This window comes from Gemmatimonas aurantiaca T-27, from assembly GCF_000010305.1.
Classification (GTDB): Bacteria; Gemmatimonadota; Gemmatimonadetes; order Gemmatimonadales; family Gemmatimonadaceae; genus Gemmatimonas; species Gemmatimonas aurantiaca.
Genome location: NC_012489.1, coordinates 164,266 through 179,533 on the forward strand (window position 1 = coordinate 164,266; position 15,268 = coordinate 179,533).

The window sequence follows — 15,268 nt, forward strand, 5'->3', positions numbered from 1 at the left end:
CACCGCAGGTCGAGGTGGTGCGGTTTGCCATGCCGCACCACCTCGCTGACTACGGGATCAATCCGGCCCGCTGGGCCAGCACGCCCCGCACCCCGTCGAGCGTGCCACCGGTGGCGCGCAATGCCACCAAGGCGTGATAGAGCAGGTCCGCGGTTTCTTCGGTCGCACGCTCCACGTCCCCGTCCACGCAAGCGGTCGCCAGCTCCACGGCCTCTTCGCCCAGCTTCTTGAGACGCAGATTGCGGTCGGTGAGGAGCCGCTGTGTGTAGCTGGGGCGTTCATCATCGCGCAACGATTGCTGACGGGCCGCGATGGTGGTGTCGAGTGCACCGATCACATCGGCGGCGAGCGCGGTATCGCGGAAACATGATGTCGTGCCGTCGTGACATGCCGGACCCGCCGAGATCACGCGCGCCAGCACCGCATCGGCATCGCAGTCTGCGGCAAGCGAAATGACTCGCTGCACATGCCCACTCGTGGCACCCTTGTGCCACAACCCGCGGCTGCGGGAGCGATAATGCATTTCGCCGGTGCGCAGCGTGTACTCCAGGGCCTCACGATCAGCGTGTGCCACCATCAACACCACACCGCTGCGCGCGTCCTGCGTCACCACCGTGACCAGTCCGTTGCCCTTGGAAAAATCGAGCGCATCGAGGTCGAGTGTGGAATTCATGACCGCAACTCCGCGTCGACCAGTATCTCCCGGGCCACGTTCGACAGTGCCGCATTGGTGGCGATGATGTCACCGCCAAACGCGGTGTCGCGACCGCGCCAATCGGTGAAGCGTCCACCCGCTTCGGTGATGAGCGGATACACGGCGGCGGCATCCCACGGATTGACGATGTCATCCACCATGATTTCTGCCCGGCCTGTGGCTACCAGCAGATAGCCGTAACAATCCCCCCAGGTGCGCGACACGCCCGCCTGCTGTGCCAACCGCCGCCAGCGTTCCCGACGATCGGCCTGCTCGGGAAACCGTTCATCGGTGATCAACGCGGTCGCCTGATCGAGCGACGCCACCGCCGACACCTGGGCGCGTACGCCATTCCACCAGCAGCCCTCACCGGGTGCCGCCGCGATCAATTCCTGCACCGCAGGAAAACAGGCCGCACCAGCCAGCACTGTGTCACCTTCGCAGCAGGCCACCAATGTGCCCCACAGCGGCACTCCGCGCACAAACGACTTCGTACCGTCAATGGGATCGAGAATCCATTGACGCCGTGCGCCTTCGCGTTCGTTGGCGAACTCTTCACCCTGCAGTCCGTCCTCCGGAAAACGCTCCGACAACCACGCACGGGCGGCCCGCTCTGCCTCGCGGTCGGCGATGGTGACCGGTGATCCATCCCCTTTGGTTTCCACGGCCACGCCATCGCGATACCAACGCATCGCCGTGTTGGCGGCCACCTGCGCCACCTCGGCGGCGGCCTGCATCAGCGATGCTGGCGAAAGGATCTGACTCATGCGGCCTCCGCGCGGAATCCGGCACTGCGCACCGTGATACCAGCATCATGCATGACCTGCTTGAGCGCACCCACGGTGGTCAGCCCGTCATGCAGGATGCCAGCCACCAACACGGCATCGGCATTCGCCCGCATCACTGCGTCCACCAGGTGTTGTGCTTCTCCCGCCCCACCGGACGCGATCACTGGTACGTTCACGGCCTTCGCCACCGCTCGGGTGATGTCGAGGTCATAGCCCGTACGTGCCCCATCACGGTCAATGCTGGTGAGCAGAATTTCGCCGGCGCCGCGTTCCACACACTCCTGCGCCCAGGCCACGGCTTCCAACGGCGTTTCCTGCCGCCCGCCTTTCACCCACACTTTGTACACGCCCTGCTCGTTGCGCTTGGCATCGATGCTGGCCACCACACACTGCGCGCCAAATCGTTCCGCGGCGAGTGTCAGCACTTCGGGGTGCTGCACCGCCGTGGAGTTGAGCGACACCTTGTCGGCGCCCGCCCGCAGCGCCTTTGCCACATCGTCCACCGTGCGAATGCCACCGCCAATGGTGAGGGGAATGAACAGACGCTCCGCCGTACGGCGCGCCACATCGAGCAGCGTCGCGCGTTCCTCTGCGCTGGCCGAGATATCGAGGAACGTGATTTCGTCGGCGCCCTCCCGTTCGTAGCGCTCTGAGAGTGCCACCGGGTCACCCACGTCGCGCAGACCCACGAAGTTCACGCCCTTCACCACCCGACCCCCACGTACGTCGAGGCACACGATCACCCGTTTGGTGAGCATCAGTCGGTGATCTCGAGTTTGACGGACCCCTTGGTGCTGAACACGGCACCGGATTCCACCAGCGCTTCTCGCAACGCGAAGCCGAGTCCCTTGATGGCCGCCTCCACGATGTGATGATGGTCGGTACCACGCAGTACCCGCACGTGCAGCGTGGCCTTGGCGTTGTCGGCAAAGGAGCGGAGGAAGTGGTCGTACAGCTTCGACGGCAACGGACCGCGGTAGTACGGGCGTCCGCCGATGTCGAGTACGACCTGTACGAGTGCGTCATCCATGGGCACCGTGCGTTCGCCGTAGCGCGCGCATCCGGCGGGGGCGAAAGCGGCGACCGCCTGACCGAGCGTGATGGCCACATCTTCGATGAGGTGATGTCGCAGGTCGCCTGTGGCCTGCACATCGAGATCGACGCCGGCATACCGCGCAAAGGCCACCAGCATGTGATCGAGGAAGGGCTCGCCGGTATTCACCGTTGCCCGGCCAGTCCCCTGCACGATGGCGAGGCGGATCTTCGTTTCGTTCGACTCTCTGACGACCACGGTCATGCTCCGTACTCCTCGGCCAGTCGGCGCGCGTCGAGCACGCCGGTATACAACGCCATGCCCAACACTGCGCCGGCCAGGCCGCGGTGTTCGAGCGCTCGCATGTCCTCCAGGCTCGTCACGCCTCCCGACGCATACACCGGCCAGGCACTGGCTTCGGCCACGTCTTCCATGAGCGGCAGGTCGGTGCCTTGCATGAGGCCTTCGAGGTGCACCGCCGTGACCAACACACCAGCCAGGGGCAGAGTGCGCAGCGATTCCACAAAATCGATGACATCGAGTCTCGACGTCTCTGCCCAGCCGCGCGTGACCACCCGGCGCTCGCGCACATCGGCCGCGACGATCAACCGGCCGGGAAACCGATTGGCCATTTCTTCGCGCCAATCTTCGTCTTCCACGGCGCGTGTACCAACCACCACCCACTCGGCACCGTCGTCGATCAGTCGTTCGATACGGGATTCGTCACGCACCCCCCCGCCGACCTGCACGGGCACCATGCTGTCGCGCAGCAGGTCGCGAATGAGTTCGTGGTTCTGCCCACGCCCGGTGGCGGCGTCGAGATCGACGATGTGCATGCGCGTGAAACCCGTGCGTGACCAATCGCGCGCCACGGACAGTGGATCTGCGAGACGCACCTGTTCCTGTTCGTAGTCACCGCCGACAAGCTGCACGCATTGACCACCGCGCAGGTCCACGGCCGGGATCGCGATCATGCCATACTCCGAAGTGAAGAAGCCAACGAAAGAAACGCACGAATCAGGGCGACGCCGCGCGTGCTCGATTTTTCGGGGTGGAACTGCGTGCCGATCACGTTGTCCCGTCGCACGGCGGCAGGGAAGCGATCGGTTTCGTGAGTGCTCCAGGCCGTCACGTAGCCCAGGCCCGCCGCCGTAGGACGCCCCACATAGCTGTTGGCATAGTATGCGATATCCAACTCCGCCTCGCGCAGCAGCGGATCACTGCTGTCGTCGATGTTGTTCCAGCCGATCTGCGGCACCCGGGCCGCATCCAGACGGCGTACCTGGCCCGGCACGATGCCGAGTCCACGGCCAGGCCCCTCATCACTGCCGTCGAACAGCAGTTGCATGCCCAGGCAGATCCCGAGGGCCGGCAAGCCATCCAGCAGTGCGTCGCGCATCATCTCGCGACCCGGCGCCAGACGTGCGGCGGCAGGGGCGAAAGCCCCAACGCCCGGCAGCACCAGCGCATCGGTGTCGTGCACGGCGGCCTCGGGGTCGGTTTCCACGTGCACCAGCGCACCCTGTGTCTCGAGTGCCTTGACGAGCGAATGCAGATTGCCCGCGCCATAGTCGAACACCGTGACGCGCACCGGTGAGTGATCAGGTGTCATCCGTTCACCTCCTGGGTGGCGTCATCAAACGCGGTGAGCAGTTGTTCGAGTAAAGGCCACGGCCCCACACTGATGCGCAACGTGTCGCCCACATGCGGTAGCGCCGGGAAGGGACGCGCAGCCACTCCACGGGCGCGCATCGCCTGTCCGACGGCCACCGCATTGGACACCGGCACACAGAGATAGTTGGCGTGCGACGGCAGCGGAGTATATCCGCGCTGCACCAAAGCCTGAGCCAGGCGCTCACGGTTCTGCACGGCCAGTGCGACGTGTTCACGCACCCACGCCATATCATGCTGCAATGCGGCCAGTGCCGTCTGTTCGGCCATCGCGTTGAGTTTGTACGGGCCGCGGGATTTCTCCACGTCACGCACCAGCGCGGGAGCGCCGATACCATAGCCCACCCGCAGCCCCGCAAGACCAAAGGCCTTGGACATCGTGCGGATCACCAGCAGGTTGTCCACACGCATGGCCAGGTCCACCGCCGATACGCCCGCAAACTCGGCGTACGCTTCATCGAGGAACACGACGCCGGGCGCCTCGCGTACCGCGCGCTCCAGCAATTCCCGGGCAAGCACAGCCCCTGTGGGATTGTTGGGTGAGCACAAATACAGAATGCGCGGGTTCGCGGCGAGCAACGCGTCCAGATCCGGTTGCTGATCGGCACGTTCGGCGATGCCTACGTATCGCAAGCCGTTCATGCGGGCGAAGATCGGAATCATGGCAAACGACGGCTCGCTGCTGGCCACTACCGATCCGGGCTCTCCAAACGCGCGCATGGCGCTGTCGAGGATGTCGTCCGAACCACAGCCGGTGACGAGGCGGTCTGGCGATGCGCCGGCAAACGTGGCCAGTGCCTCCTTGAGTTCTGCCGCGTACAGCGACGGATATCGTGTCACGCGCGCCACTGGCATGCTGCGCCATGTGTGCTCGGCAACGGGTGGCATGCCCCACAAGTTGGTGTTGTCGGTGAGATCGAGTGACACCGGTGCGCGCTTGGGGTCGTACAATGGCACGTCGTCATACAAAGCCCGCGCAAACCGCAGGCGATCGGTCACTGCGTCAGGCATTTGCGCACGGTCCGCCGAGGCGGCGGGCGGTTGTGTGTTCGCGGGCACCACTGGCGTGGCCGTCTGCCAGGTGCGGGCCGTTGCCGCATGCGCCGGCAGGCCTTCCGCATCCGCAAACCGTCCCACGTCGGCAGACAGCGACGCGGCGGCCGCTGGCGTGACTTCCTGCCACGTGGTCCAGCGCACGAAATCCAGCGTGGACAATCCGGAGTAACTGCGCGCCGCTCCTGCGGTCGGCAGCACGTGATTGGCACCGGTCATATAGTCACCGAAGGCCACCGAGCTCGATGCGCCCACGAAGATCGTACCGGCATTGCGCAGCGCGGCGAGCACACGATCGCGCTGCGTGTCGTCGACCAGCAGCAGCAGGTGTTCGGCCGCCCAGCGATTGGCGAAGGTGATGGCTTCATCCATCGAAGTCATGTGCACGACGCCGCCACGGGCGCCCAGTGCCGCGCGCATGACATCGGCGCGCGGTGCGCTGGCGAGCTGCGTCTGCAGCGCCGTTTCCACGCGTGTCGCCAGCGATGACGTGGCCGAATGGTCGACAATCACCGCCAGCACGGCCGCATCGGGGTCGTGCTCTGCCTGTGCCAGCATTTCTCGCGCGATGGTATTGGCATCGGCCGATGCGTCGGCGAGGACCAGCAGCTCGCTGGGGCCGGCCGGTGCATCGATGGCCACCGCCGACACGAGCTGCAGCTTGGCTTCGGCCACGTACGCATTGCCTGGACCCATGATGCGATCCACGCGGGGCACCGACGCTGTGCCCAGCGCCATCGCGGCGATTGCTCCAGCGCCGCCCACGGCAAACACCCGATCCACATTGGCCAGCGCCGCCGCCGCCAGTACCACATCCGCAGGACGTCCGTCGGGACCCGGTGGTGTGCACACGATGATTTCGCCGACGCCGGCCACGCGTGCGGGGACGGCACCCATCAACAGCGAGCTGGGATACGCCGCGCGTCCCCCCGGCGCGTAGATGCCCACACGACCGAGCGGATCGGGACGACGCACCACCGTGATGCCGGGCTCCGGTGTGCTGCGGGTGATGGTGGGCAGGAACGCACGATGCACCGTGGCGATGTTGCGGGCCGCGCGTTCCAGCGATTGCCGCAGTGCCGGATCGAGAGCGGCGAGCGCACGATCCCATTCGGCCCGTGGCACTTCGAGCGTCTCGAGCGTGGCGCCATCGAAGCGACGGGCCATGTCGATCAGCGCGGCGTCGCCGGTGCGGCGCACCGCATCGATCACGGCACTCGTGCGCTCGCGAATCGTGGGGTCCACGGTGGAGGCACGATCTTCCAGGGCGCGTCGGGTGGCGTTGTCGAGACGGTCCCATGATCCACGGGCACGCAACGGCAGGTCGGTGTCCACAGGCGGGCGATCGGTGCGCATGGTGGTCATGGAATGAGACGCTCGATGCGCGTCACGAGAATGCCCTCACCACCAAGCGCCCGGAGCTGCGAAATGGTGCGATAGATGGTGTCGGCACTGACCACCGCGTGCACGGCGACATAGCGGCTATGATCGGCGATATCGATGACCGTCGGACCATTGAGTCCCGGAAGCACCGCGCGCACCGCATCGAGGACTTCACGTGGCACATTGGCCATGAGGTAGCGTTGTCCGCGTGCACGGATCACCGACGCGAGAGCGGTGACGAGATCATCGAACTCCTGCTTTCGCGAGACGTCACCGTTCCGTGGGCCCGCGACGGCCGTGATGAGGTGCGCGCTCGAGCGCAGCACGGTTTCCACTTCCCGCAGGCCGTTCACTCGCAAGGTGGATCCGGTCGACGTGAGATCGACCACGACATCGGCGATACCGAGGTGCGGGGCAATTTCTGCGGCACCGGAGACGGGTACGACGGTCACGGGGACACCCGCCATTTCGAAGAATCGGCGCGTGATATTCGGGAAGACCGTGGCGACTCGCATCGGCGGGGCCTGACGGGCCAGATCTTCGAGCGACCGGACGCCGGCATCCTCTCGGGCGGCCACAACGAGTCGGCAGCGCCCGAACCCGAGATCGAGGTGCGAGGTGAGCTCCCGCCCGGATTCGCTGACCAGGTCCCATCCGGTCACGCCCGCGTCGGCCGCCCCGTCGGCGACGAATTCGGGGATATCCTGTGCGCGCACAAAGATGGCCTCGAACTCCCCACCCAGGGACGCCGTGAGGGCCCGCTCACCGGAGGACCGGACTTCCAGTCCAGCGTCGTTGAACAGCCCGCGGGTGTCTTCGCTGAGACGTCCTTTGTTTGGTAAAGCGATGCGTAGCATATAGATGGGTTGTTCCTGTAATCGGAACGCCAGATGAGGATCAACAAAAAAGGCCCGTCCTTCGAAGAGGACGGGCCCGGGGAGCCTGCGAATGTCTGGGTGCCTTAGCGGCCGATCACCTGAGCATGCACATAGTACCCCCGACCCGTCGGGCCGTGGCCATGATGCGCATGATGGTGGTGCTGGCGGAGCGTTGGCATATCCAAGTGAGGGTAGCGGTCGGCTCTGGGGGCGTCAAGATGTGCCGCGGGAGGGGTTGGCGTGCGCGGGGCTTGTGAATAACTTCACGAGGTTCACAGGGCCCTGTGAGCACAGGATTTTGTCCTGTAGAACTGAAAATATCTCGATCAGGCTCTGGAGGCCTCTCGACATGCGGTTTCTCGGCTTTGCGGTGGTGACCGGCGCGGCGATCCTGCTTGGCGCGTGCGGTGGTGGTGACACGGCGACGGCGGATTCGGCGGCGGCCGGCGCGTCGGCGGCAGCAGCAGCTCCGGCAGCAGCAGCTCCGGCGGCGGCAGCGGCCCCGATCACGGGTACGACGCACGAAATCAACATGGTCGGCGATGAGAAGGGTTACCGCTTCGAACCCGCTGAGATCACGATCAAGGCCGGCGACGGCATCAAGTTCAACATGGTCAGCGGCGGCCCGCACAACGTCGCGTTTGATCCGGCCACGCTGCCGGCCGCGGCCAAGTCGGCGCTGCTCGCGAACATGACGGAGCAGGCTGGTGAGCTTTCGGGCAAGATGATGCTGAACGCGGGTGAGAGCTACACGATCTCGTTCGCTGGTGTCCCGGCTGGCACGTACGAATTCAACTGCACGCCGCACCTCGCGATGAACATGAAGGGCAAGGTCACGATCCAGTAATCGGATCGCGTTCTGCAGGACGGCGGGGGCTGGCGCAATGCGCTGGCCCCCGTGTTCGTTCCGGGAGTGTGTCTAGCGCATCCCCACTTGGTACCTCTCGCCGTCTCGTGTGTCTCCTGATCGCCTGACTCGCGCCCGTTGGCTGGCGGCGCGCACCCGCAACGCGGCGCGACACGGACTGCTCATCGCCGCCGTCAGTTGTCTGACGACGCTGGTGGCGATCCTCACATTCGTCCTGGTGCCTCGCCAGGTCGACCGGGCACTCGCACTGGCGCTCGGGGCATTGCCCGCGCCGCGTGACACCCAGGCGCTGCTATTGGCACGGGACACGGTCACCGTGCGCCAGCGGATGCTCGAGTTGCGCGCCGACAGTCTGCGGCGCCAGAGCGCCATCAGCAGCCCGTCGGTCACAGGCGGCGATTCGGCTGCCGCAGTCATCACGGCGTCACCGTCAGGGATGCCGGCGGTGTCGGACGGTGACCTGGCCGTTCTGCAGCAAGCCATTGCCCGCGCCCGCCAAGCACCATTGGTGGAGAGCTATCGGACGCTGGTGACGGAGACGGTCCTCCAGCAGGACACCCGCGCGCGCGCGACCCTCGATTCCATCGAGCAGGTCCACCGTGAGCGAGAGGCCTATGCCGCGCTCGGTGGGCCCGATGCGCGCTATGCGGCGCTCACTGCACAACTCACCCGGCTTGGTGAACGGTTGCTGACGATCGGCAACGGACGACTCCGCGTGGCGAGCGGGTCGCCCGGCGTGGGCGACAGCACGACGGACACTCAAGGCGTCAACACGGAACGCCGTACCGCCGTCATCGACAGTGCGCTCGATGCCGATATCCGACGCACCATCGAGATGGGTCGCCAGGCTGATTCCGCACTGAATGCCGCCCGGCTTTTCAATCGTGACGTGGCATCCGCACGCGATGTGGTGCGCAATCGGGAGAAACTCACCATCCCGCCAGTCGCCGCACTGCTGGCGTCACTGGTCCTTGGTATCAGCGTCGGGTTTTCCACCGCACTCGCCCGGGAAGTGCGTCGACCCAAGGTCGGAGACGCCCAGGAGCTCGAACGGCTCACCGGTGCGCGGGTGATCGTGCATCAGGAGCAGGCGCGGACCCCCATTGCCACGGGCATGGTTCCGGGGGTGTCGGAGCAGATGCGGACTCGTGGTGGGCAGGATCGCACGGGCAGCGATGCCTGGCCGCTGTTGCATCTCACACTCACCAACATCGGTGACGTGTCCCGCGAGGTGGAAGTGTTGAGCGATCAGCCGATCGTTGCGGCGGCGGTGGCCATCCACCTCGCGGCGATCGCGGCCAGTGAATCCCGAGAAACGGTGTTGGTCGATCTCGCAGAACGAGGAAGTGCGCTGCGCGCGTTGCTGCCGGCGTTGGCACTGCAACGCGCCGACGCGACGGCGGCCATGCATTGGGATACGACCCGCGCGCTCTCTCTGGGAGGCGAAACCGCCGTTGATCTCGTGCGTGCCCGCTCGGCGCCCCCCGTACATCGTCAACGGGAAATCACCGCGCGCGCTTCGGCGCAGGCCGGTGCTGCCGGCGACGTGTCGGTCGATGCCACACTGGATGCACGCGGAGAGCTCGTGTCCATCCTGGCCCGCTATGATTTTGCCGTTCTCGTGGCGGATCGCCAACGTCGCTCCCCGGCGCCTGACGTGACCGATGTCGTGCTCGTGGCGCGACTCGGTGCGACACCGCTGGCCTGGATTGGCCAGGCACAACGCCATGTGGTCGAGCAGGGACGGCGCGTGCGCGCGGTCATCATGTGGACTGGCGCGCTGCCGCTGGTCGGCTGACGATCTTCCGGCTAGTCTCCGAGCATGTGGGCAGATACGCTGTTGGCGTTGGAACGGATGCACCTGCAGCGACTGCTGGTGTGGGGCGCCATCTCGATTGTCACGGGCTCGGCGCTCTTCGCCTGGCTCGTCTGGCGCCGTACGGCGGCGCCCATGCTGCGGCATTTTGCCGTCCAGACCGCAGCATGGGGCGTCATCAACGTGCTGTTGGCGCTTCGTAGCTGGCGCTCCGTGGCACTGCGGGATTTTGCCGGCACGCAGGAGCTGCTCAACATCCTTTGGCTGAACACCGGTCTCGACGTGGGGTACGCCGCGGTCGGTGCCACACTGCTGCTCACCGGCTGGCGTCTGGGACCGCGCTTCGGGCTCATGGGCGCCGGCATTGGCGTGATCGTGCAAGGCATCGCGCTGGCCGTGCTCGACCTGCGACTCATCGATGCCATCGGTCCGTTGCGGTAGTGTCGATGCGTTCGCGCTGGTTTTTCCGCACTCGTCTTCTTCTCGCGCCCTCGATCTGATGGAACCCGTCATCCCCGACTTGCGATCCGTCCCGCGTGAGGACGCGTACGCCCAGTTGCTCACCATCCAGCAACTCGTGCTCGAGGACAGTCACGACATCATTGCGGGCATGGCCACGACGAGTGCGCTGTTGCACCATGCATTCGGGCATCTCTGGACCGGCTTCTATCGTGTCGTCGAGGCGGGGCAGCTCTTGCGGGTGGGGCCGTATCAGGGATCACTGGGCTGTCAGGATATCCGCTTCGGTCGCGGCGTCTGTGGCACGGCGGCCGCGGAAGGCCGAACGGTCGTGGTGCCTGATGTTCATGATTTCCCCGGGCATATCGCGTGTGATGCCCGTTCGCGCAGCGAGATTGTTGTTCCGGTGTTCGATTCCACGGGTGCCCTGCTGGCGGTGCTCGACATCGATTCCGCACAGCCCGATGCTTTTGGTGAAGCCGATCAGCGTGGCCTCGAACAGTTGGTGGCCTGGTTCGGTCGTACGACGTATGTTCCCACCCCCGCCTGAACCCGCGATCTCCCATCGCCTCTGCCAATGATCAGGTCATGACCGGGTACTCCGATCGCATCAATCACGCGTTTGCCTTCGCTGCGAAGCATCACGACCAGCAGGTGCGCAAAGGCACACGTCTCCCCTATCTCACACATCCGGCCAATGTGGCGATCATCCTGACGCGCTATGGTCGTCCGGAAGAAACCGTGGTCGCCGGCATCCTGCACGATGTCATCGAAGACGGCGTGCGTGATGGTCTTTCGCGCGAAGTGCTCGAAGAGCGCATTGGTCGCAAGTTCGGCAGCTCGGTGCTCGACGCCGTCATGGCGGTCACGGCGCGGCGCAGCGATGACGATGGCGTCGACTTCTCGTGGGACGAGCGGAAGGAGGACTACCTCCTTCGCCTCGGCCAGGCCAACGAAGACGCGCTGTGGGTGTGTGCCGCCGACAAGGTGCACAACGCCAACTCGATTCTCTCCGATCTGCGCCGCACCGCATTTCCGGAAACCGTGTGGGGGCGTTTCTCGGCCGGCCGTGAAGGTACGGTGCGCTGGTATCGTCGTGTGGCCGACCGTCTGCGGGAAGTCGGATTTGATGCGCCGATCGTGGACGAGCTCGAGGGTGCCGCGCAGGGCCTCGAGCAGGCCTGATCTGCGTGGCTCTATCACGCGTTCCACTCGACACACACACTCGTCTGACGTTCGATCAACGCTCCACCGCCTGAACGCGAGGAAGTGAGATGACCCCAATGCTCGTCGTGGCCGCCCTGTTGCAGTCGGTGCAGCCGGCATCGGCACAACCGGCACCAGTGCAGGGTGCCCGTCTTATCATCACACCGGCCGAGCCGATGGTGGTGGCCGAGGATACACTGCGACTGCAGGCGCGGGTGGTGGACGCGTCCGGTCAGCCGGTGCCCACGGCGCAGATCCGTTTTGTGGCGGCGGGCGGTGTGTTCGAAGGTCGTGTGGATCCCGATGGGCTGGTGCGCTCTGGTTCCACCGGTACGCTGCCGGTGACCATCGTGGCCCAGATCCCGGGAGCGTCCACGCTCACACAGCGTGTGGAAGTGCGCATGGTGGCCGGTCCTGCGGCGACGATCACCGTGGACGCTCCGACCCGTCTGGTGGCCGGACAACGGTTGGTGCTGGCACCGGTGGTGAAGAGCGCGGCTGGTGATGTGCGCCGCGATCGTGTGGTGTGGACCAGCAGCAATCCGGCGGCGGTGAGTGTGAATGCCGATGGGCTGGTGGAAGCGAAAGCGATGGGACGGGCCACGCTCACCGGCCGTGTCGATCGCGCCACCACGACGGTGGCGGTGGATGTCGTGGCATCGCGGGTGGCGTCGATCAGTCTGTCGCCGTCTTCGCGTGAAGCGCGCACGGGTGATGTGGTGCGGTTTGCCGTGACGGCCAAGGACGCCGCGGGCAAGACCATCACCGGTGTCACGCCGAGCTACAGCTTCAGTCCCGGGCAGGGCATCATCGATCGTGATGGAGCGTTCACCGGCTACGAAGGGGGCACCTACGTGGTGACCGCCACGCTGGGCACACAGAGTGCGCAGGCCGTGGTGCGTCTCACGCCGCGTGACGTGCGCCGGCCGGCTACGGTGGTGGGTCGTTTGCCGCGCATGAAGTTCACCACCGAAGAAGTGTGGCTGCACCCGACGCGCGAAATCGCGTATCTGGGCACCGGCTCCGGTGGCGATCGCATGTACACCATCGACATCACCGACAAGACCAAGCCGGTGGTGACCGATTCGCTCGTCGAAAACACGCGTCGGGTGAACGACATCATGACGACGCCCGACGGCAAGCACATGGTGTTCACACGCGAAGGGGCGAGTGATCGCAAGAATGGCATCGTGATTGCCTCGCTCGAAGATCCGCTGCACCCGAAGAAGTGCGCCGATTTCACGGACGGACTCACCGGTGGTGTGCACTCCACGTATGTGTATCGCCAGGAGAAGTTCGGCACCCATGTGTATCTCACCAACGATGGCACGGGTGCGTTTCACATCATCGATATCAGCGACCCGTGCGCGCCCAAGACGGCGTCGGTGTGGAAGACGCCGCGGCCCGATGCGGGTCGCTCATTGCATGACGTGGATGTGCAGGATGGCCTCGCGTATCTGAGCTATTGGAATGACGGTCTCGTCATTCTCGATATCGGCAATGGCGTGAAGGGTGGGTCGCCGGCCAATCCGCAACTGGTGTCGCAGTACAAGTACGACCTGAACGACATGTACCGGCAGGTGGAAGCGTCGGGTGGTCCTGGTTTCATTCGTGGCACTCACACGGCGTGGCGGCACAACAACTACGTGTTCATTGCCGACGAAGTGTTTCCGGCGTCGCCGGTGAAGGGAGCGAAGGATGCGTCGGCTGGTCGTGCGTACGGACGCCTGCAGGTCATCGATGTGTCCGACATCGCCAAGCCGAAGAGTGTGGCATTCTACGAGCCCGAGTTCGGCGGTGTGCACAACGTGTGGGTGGCCGGTGACACGCTGTACATGGGCGCCTACAACGCTGGCTTCCGCGCTTTCGACATCTCCGGTGAACTGCGCGGCGACCTACGTGCCCAGCAGCGCGAGATGGTGCATGTGCACACGGCCGATCAGGACGGTTTCGTGAAGAACGCCGCGATGACGTGGGGTGTGGTGGTCCGCAACGGGCTGGCGTATGTGAACGACATGTACAACGGCCTCTGGATCGTGCGCATGGAGCCCAAGCCCGATCCCAAGAAGAGCGCCATCGTACCATGAGGATGTGATGCGTCGTTTGACTGATCGACAGATCCGCCGGTTTGCCACGCTGGCTACGGCGGTGGTGACCGCCGCCGTGAACGGTGTGAACGACGCGGGTGCCCAGCAGGCACCCGCGTCGTTGTCTGCGGGAGTGCCAGCGCCGACACGCACCTATCGCGCGCTGGTGGCTTCGGAGTCGGTGGACCGCGTGGCGGTCATCGAGTTCGGACCGCAGGGTGCCAAGGTGGTGGGTGAACATGAAGTGGGTGTCATGCTCGCCGACCCCGATGGGCCACATGGACTCGCGGTGACACCGGATGGGGCGAACTACTATGTGACCACGGCGCACGGCACGCCGTATGGCGTGTTGTGGAAGTTCGATACTCGCACCAACAGCTATCAGGGGCAGGTGATGCTGGGAAATTTCCCCGCGACGCTGCAGGTGAGCCCCGATGGCCGGCTCATTGTGGTGGTGAATTTCAATCTGCACGGTGACATGGTGCCGTCGGATGTATCTGTGGTGCGCGCCGATAGTCTGCAGGAAATCGCCCGTATTCCCACCTGTGCGATGCCACATGGCTCGCGCATGAACAGCACAGGCACACGTCACTATTCGGTGTGCATGATGGACGAGCAGCTCGTGGAGATCGATCTGGACGGGTTGCAGGTGTCGCGACATTTCCTGCTCACCAAGGGCGCTGAGCAAGGCATGAACGGTGCGCCTGCTACGCGGGCGGCGAATGCGGCGGGACACGGAGGCCACGACATGAGCGGCCATGGTCTCGCGCAGCCCGCAGCGGGAAGCACCACCTGTTCGCCAACCTGGGCACAGCCTTCACCCGACGACCGTACGGTGTGGGTGGCGTGCAACGGCACGAGCGATCTGGTGGAAATCGACGTGGCGTCCTGGCGTATGCGTCGTCGCATTCCGGCAGGGAACGGCGTGTACAATCTGGCCGTGACGCGCGATGGCACGAAGCTCGTGGCCACCAACAAGCGTGGGCAAAGTGTCTCGGTGATCGATACCAGGACGGGCGCCATGCTGGCCACGCTCCCCACGCAGCGCCGTGTGGTGCATGGCGTGGTCATCACGCCTGACGATCGTTATGCCTTCGTGAGCGTGGAAGGCGTGGGCAGCGAGCCGGGTACCGTGGAGATCATCGATCTGGTCGCGCTCAAGACCGTGGCGCGGGTCGATGTCGGTCAGCAGGCTGGTGGTATCGATATCGTGCCTTGAACAGCGGGGGGAACACAGACGGCACGGAAACCAAGCAGATTGCACAGATACAGCTAAACAACATTTCTTGAATGAATTGATGAGCAGCGGCTCAGTTCAATCAATTTGTTGTT

Annotated in this window: 15 protein-coding genes; 7 read left to right on the forward strand and 8 right to left on the reverse strand. The window is 65.0% G+C overall.

Features of this window, described 5'->3' with window-relative positions; genetic code table 11:
• Positions 1-49: 49 nt before the first annotated feature.
• Genes hisIE through hisG form a run of 8 tightly spaced genes read right to left on the reverse strand, consistent with a single transcriptional unit; the run spans position 50 to position 7,479 of the window.
• Positions 50-673: a bifunctional phosphoribosyl-AMP cyclohydrolase/phosphoribosyl-ATP diphosphatase HisIE gene (gene hisIE, locus GAU_RS00675; protein WP_012681623.1), complete on the reverse strand. Its 624-nt coding sequence runs from the start codon at positions 671-673 to the stop codon at positions 50-52.
• On the reverse strand, positions 670-1,461 hold the full coding sequence (gene hisN, locus GAU_RS00680) for a histidinol-phosphatase (protein WP_012681624.1): 792 nt from the start codon (positions 1,459-1,461) through the stop codon (positions 670-672). The genes hisIE and hisN overlap by 4 nt, the downstream gene beginning before the upstream one ends.
• Positions 1,458-2,240 (reverse strand): imidazole glycerol phosphate synthase subunit HisF, encoded by a 783-nt coding sequence (gene hisF, locus GAU_RS00685; protein ID WP_012681625.1) that lies wholly within the window; start codon positions 2,238-2,240, stop codon positions 1,458-1,460. Before hisF ends, hisN begins: the two co-directional genes overlap by 4 nt.
• Positions 2,240-2,779 (reverse strand): imidazoleglycerol-phosphate dehydratase, encoded by a 540-nt coding sequence (locus GAU_RS00690; RefSeq protein ID WP_012681626.1) that lies wholly within the window; start codon positions 2,777-2,779, stop codon positions 2,240-2,242. Before GAU_RS00690 ends, hisF begins: the two co-directional genes overlap by 1 nt.
• Complete coding sequence (gene hisA, locus GAU_RS00695) at positions 2,776-3,489, reverse strand: 1-(5-phosphoribosyl)-5-[(5-phosphoribosylamino)methylideneamino]imidazole-4-carboxamide isomerase (protein WP_012681627.1); 714 nt, start codon at positions 3,487-3,489, stop codon at positions 2,776-2,778. Before hisA ends, GAU_RS00690 begins: the two co-directional genes overlap by 4 nt.
• Positions 3,486-4,127, reverse strand: a complete 642-nt coding sequence (hisH, locus tag GAU_RS00700) for an imidazole glycerol phosphate synthase subunit HisH (RefSeq protein WP_012681628.1) — start codon at positions 4,125-4,127, stop codon at positions 3,486-3,488. The genes hisA and hisH overlap by 4 nt, the downstream gene beginning before the upstream one ends.
• Positions 4,124-6,604 carry a histidinol dehydrogenase gene (hisD, locus tag GAU_RS22570; RefSeq protein ID WP_197526027.1) on the reverse strand — a complete coding sequence of 827 codons (2,481 nt, stop codon included), beginning with the start codon at positions 6,602-6,604 and terminating at the stop codon, positions 4,124-4,126. Before hisD ends, hisH begins: the two co-directional genes overlap by 4 nt.
• A complete protein-coding gene (gene hisG, locus GAU_RS00715; protein WP_012681630.1) occupies positions 6,601-7,479 on the reverse strand; it encodes an ATP phosphoribosyltransferase in 879 nt (292 codons plus the stop codon). Before hisG ends, hisD begins: the two co-directional genes overlap by 4 nt.
• Before the next feature lie 370 nt (positions 7,480-7,849).
• Here hisG and GAU_RS22365 point away from each other — a divergent pair, with 370 nt between their 5' ends.
• The 7 genes from GAU_RS22365 to GAU_RS20125 all read left to right on the forward strand — a co-directional run bounded on the left by GAU_RS22365 (position 7,850) and on the right by GAU_RS20125 (position 15,155).
• Positions 7,850-8,347, forward strand: coding sequence for a plastocyanin/azurin family copper-binding protein (locus tag GAU_RS22365; RefSeq protein ID WP_012681631.1), 498 nt, complete (start codon positions 7,850-7,852; stop codon positions 8,345-8,347).
• A gap of 109 nt (positions 8,348-8,456) precedes the next feature.
• Entirely contained in the window at positions 8,457-10,166 is a 1,710-nt protein-coding gene (locus tag GAU_RS00725; protein ID WP_012681632.1) for a hypothetical protein, read from the forward strand.
• Between the two features lie 24 nt (positions 10,167-10,190).
• Positions 10,191-10,625: a DUF6992 family protein gene (locus GAU_RS00730; RefSeq protein ID WP_012681633.1), complete on the forward strand. Its 435-nt coding sequence runs from the start codon at positions 10,191-10,193 to the stop codon at positions 10,623-10,625.
• Positions 10,626-10,683: 58 nt separating this feature from the next.
• Positions 10,684-11,193: a GAF domain-containing protein gene (locus tag GAU_RS00735; RefSeq protein ID WP_012681634.1), complete on the forward strand. Its 510-nt coding sequence runs from the start codon at positions 10,684-10,686 to the stop codon at positions 11,191-11,193.
• A 38-nt stretch (positions 11,194-11,231) separates the two neighbouring features.
• A complete protein-coding gene (locus GAU_RS00740; RefSeq protein WP_012681635.1) occupies positions 11,232-11,828 on the forward strand; it encodes an HD domain-containing protein in 597 nt (198 codons plus the stop codon).
• An 89-nt stretch (positions 11,829-11,917) separates the two neighbouring features.
• On the forward strand, positions 11,918-13,936 hold the full coding sequence (locus GAU_RS00745) for an Ig-like domain-containing protein (protein ID WP_012681636.1): 2,019 nt from the start codon (positions 11,918-11,920) through the stop codon (positions 13,934-13,936).
• A 7-nt stretch (positions 13,937-13,943) separates the two neighbouring features.
• On the forward strand, positions 13,944-15,155 hold the full coding sequence (locus GAU_RS20125) for a YncE family protein (protein WP_012681637.1): 1,212 nt from the start codon (positions 13,944-13,946) through the stop codon (positions 15,153-15,155).
• Positions 15,156-15,268: the final 113 nt, after the last annotated feature.

Bases quoted from the DNA above. Each gene is read 5' to 3' on its own strand.
- GAU_RS00735 (WP_012681634.1), top strand. From the start codon at position 10,684: ATGGAACCCGTCATCCCCGACTTGCGATCCGTCCCGCGTGAGGACGCG.
- GAU_RS00690 (WP_012681626.1), bottom strand. From the start codon at position 2,779: ATGACCGTGGTCGTCAGAGAGTCGAACGAAACGAAGATCCGCCTCGCC.
- GAU_RS00745 (WP_012681636.1), top strand. From the start codon at position 11,918: ATGACCCCAATGCTCGTCGTGGCCGCCCTGTTGCAGTCGGTGCAGCCG.
- GAU_RS00740 (WP_012681635.1), top strand. From the start codon at position 11,232: ATGACCGGGTACTCCGATCGCATCAATCACGCGTTTGCCTTCGCTGCG.
- hisD (WP_197526027.1), bottom strand. From the start codon at position 6,604: ATGACCACCATGCGCACCGATCGCCCGCCTGTGGACACCGACCTGCCG.
- GAU_RS20125 (WP_012681637.1), top strand. From the start codon at position 13,944: ATGCGTCGTTTGACTGATCGACAGATCCGCCGGTTTGCCACGCTGGCT.
- hisA (WP_012681627.1), bottom strand. From the start codon at position 3,489: ATGATCGCGATCCCGGCCGTGGACCTGCGCGGTGGTCAATGCGTGCAG.
- hisF (WP_012681625.1), bottom strand. From the start codon at position 2,240: ATGCTCACCAAACGGGTGATCGTGTGCCTCGACGTACGTGGGGGTCGG.
- hisH (WP_012681628.1), bottom strand. From the start codon at position 4,127: ATGACACCTGATCACTCACCGGTGCGCGTCACGGTGTTCGACTATGGC.
- hisG (WP_012681630.1), bottom strand. From the start codon at position 7,479: ATGCTACGCATCGCTTTACCAAACAAAGGACGTCTCAGCGAAGACACC.
- hisN (WP_012681624.1), bottom strand. From the start codon at position 1,461: ATGAGTCAGATCCTTTCGCCAGCATCGCTGATGCAGGCCGCCGCCGAG.
- hisIE (WP_012681623.1), bottom strand. From the start codon at position 673: ATGAATTCCACACTCGACCTCGATGCGCTCGATTTTTCCAAGGGCAAC.
- GAU_RS22365 (WP_012681631.1), top strand. From the start codon at position 7,850: ATGCGGTTTCTCGGCTTTGCGGTGGTGACCGGCGCGGCGATCCTGCTT.
- GAU_RS00730 (WP_012681633.1), top strand. From the start codon at position 10,191: ATGTGGGCAGATACGCTGTTGGCGTTGGAACGGATGCACCTGCAGCGA.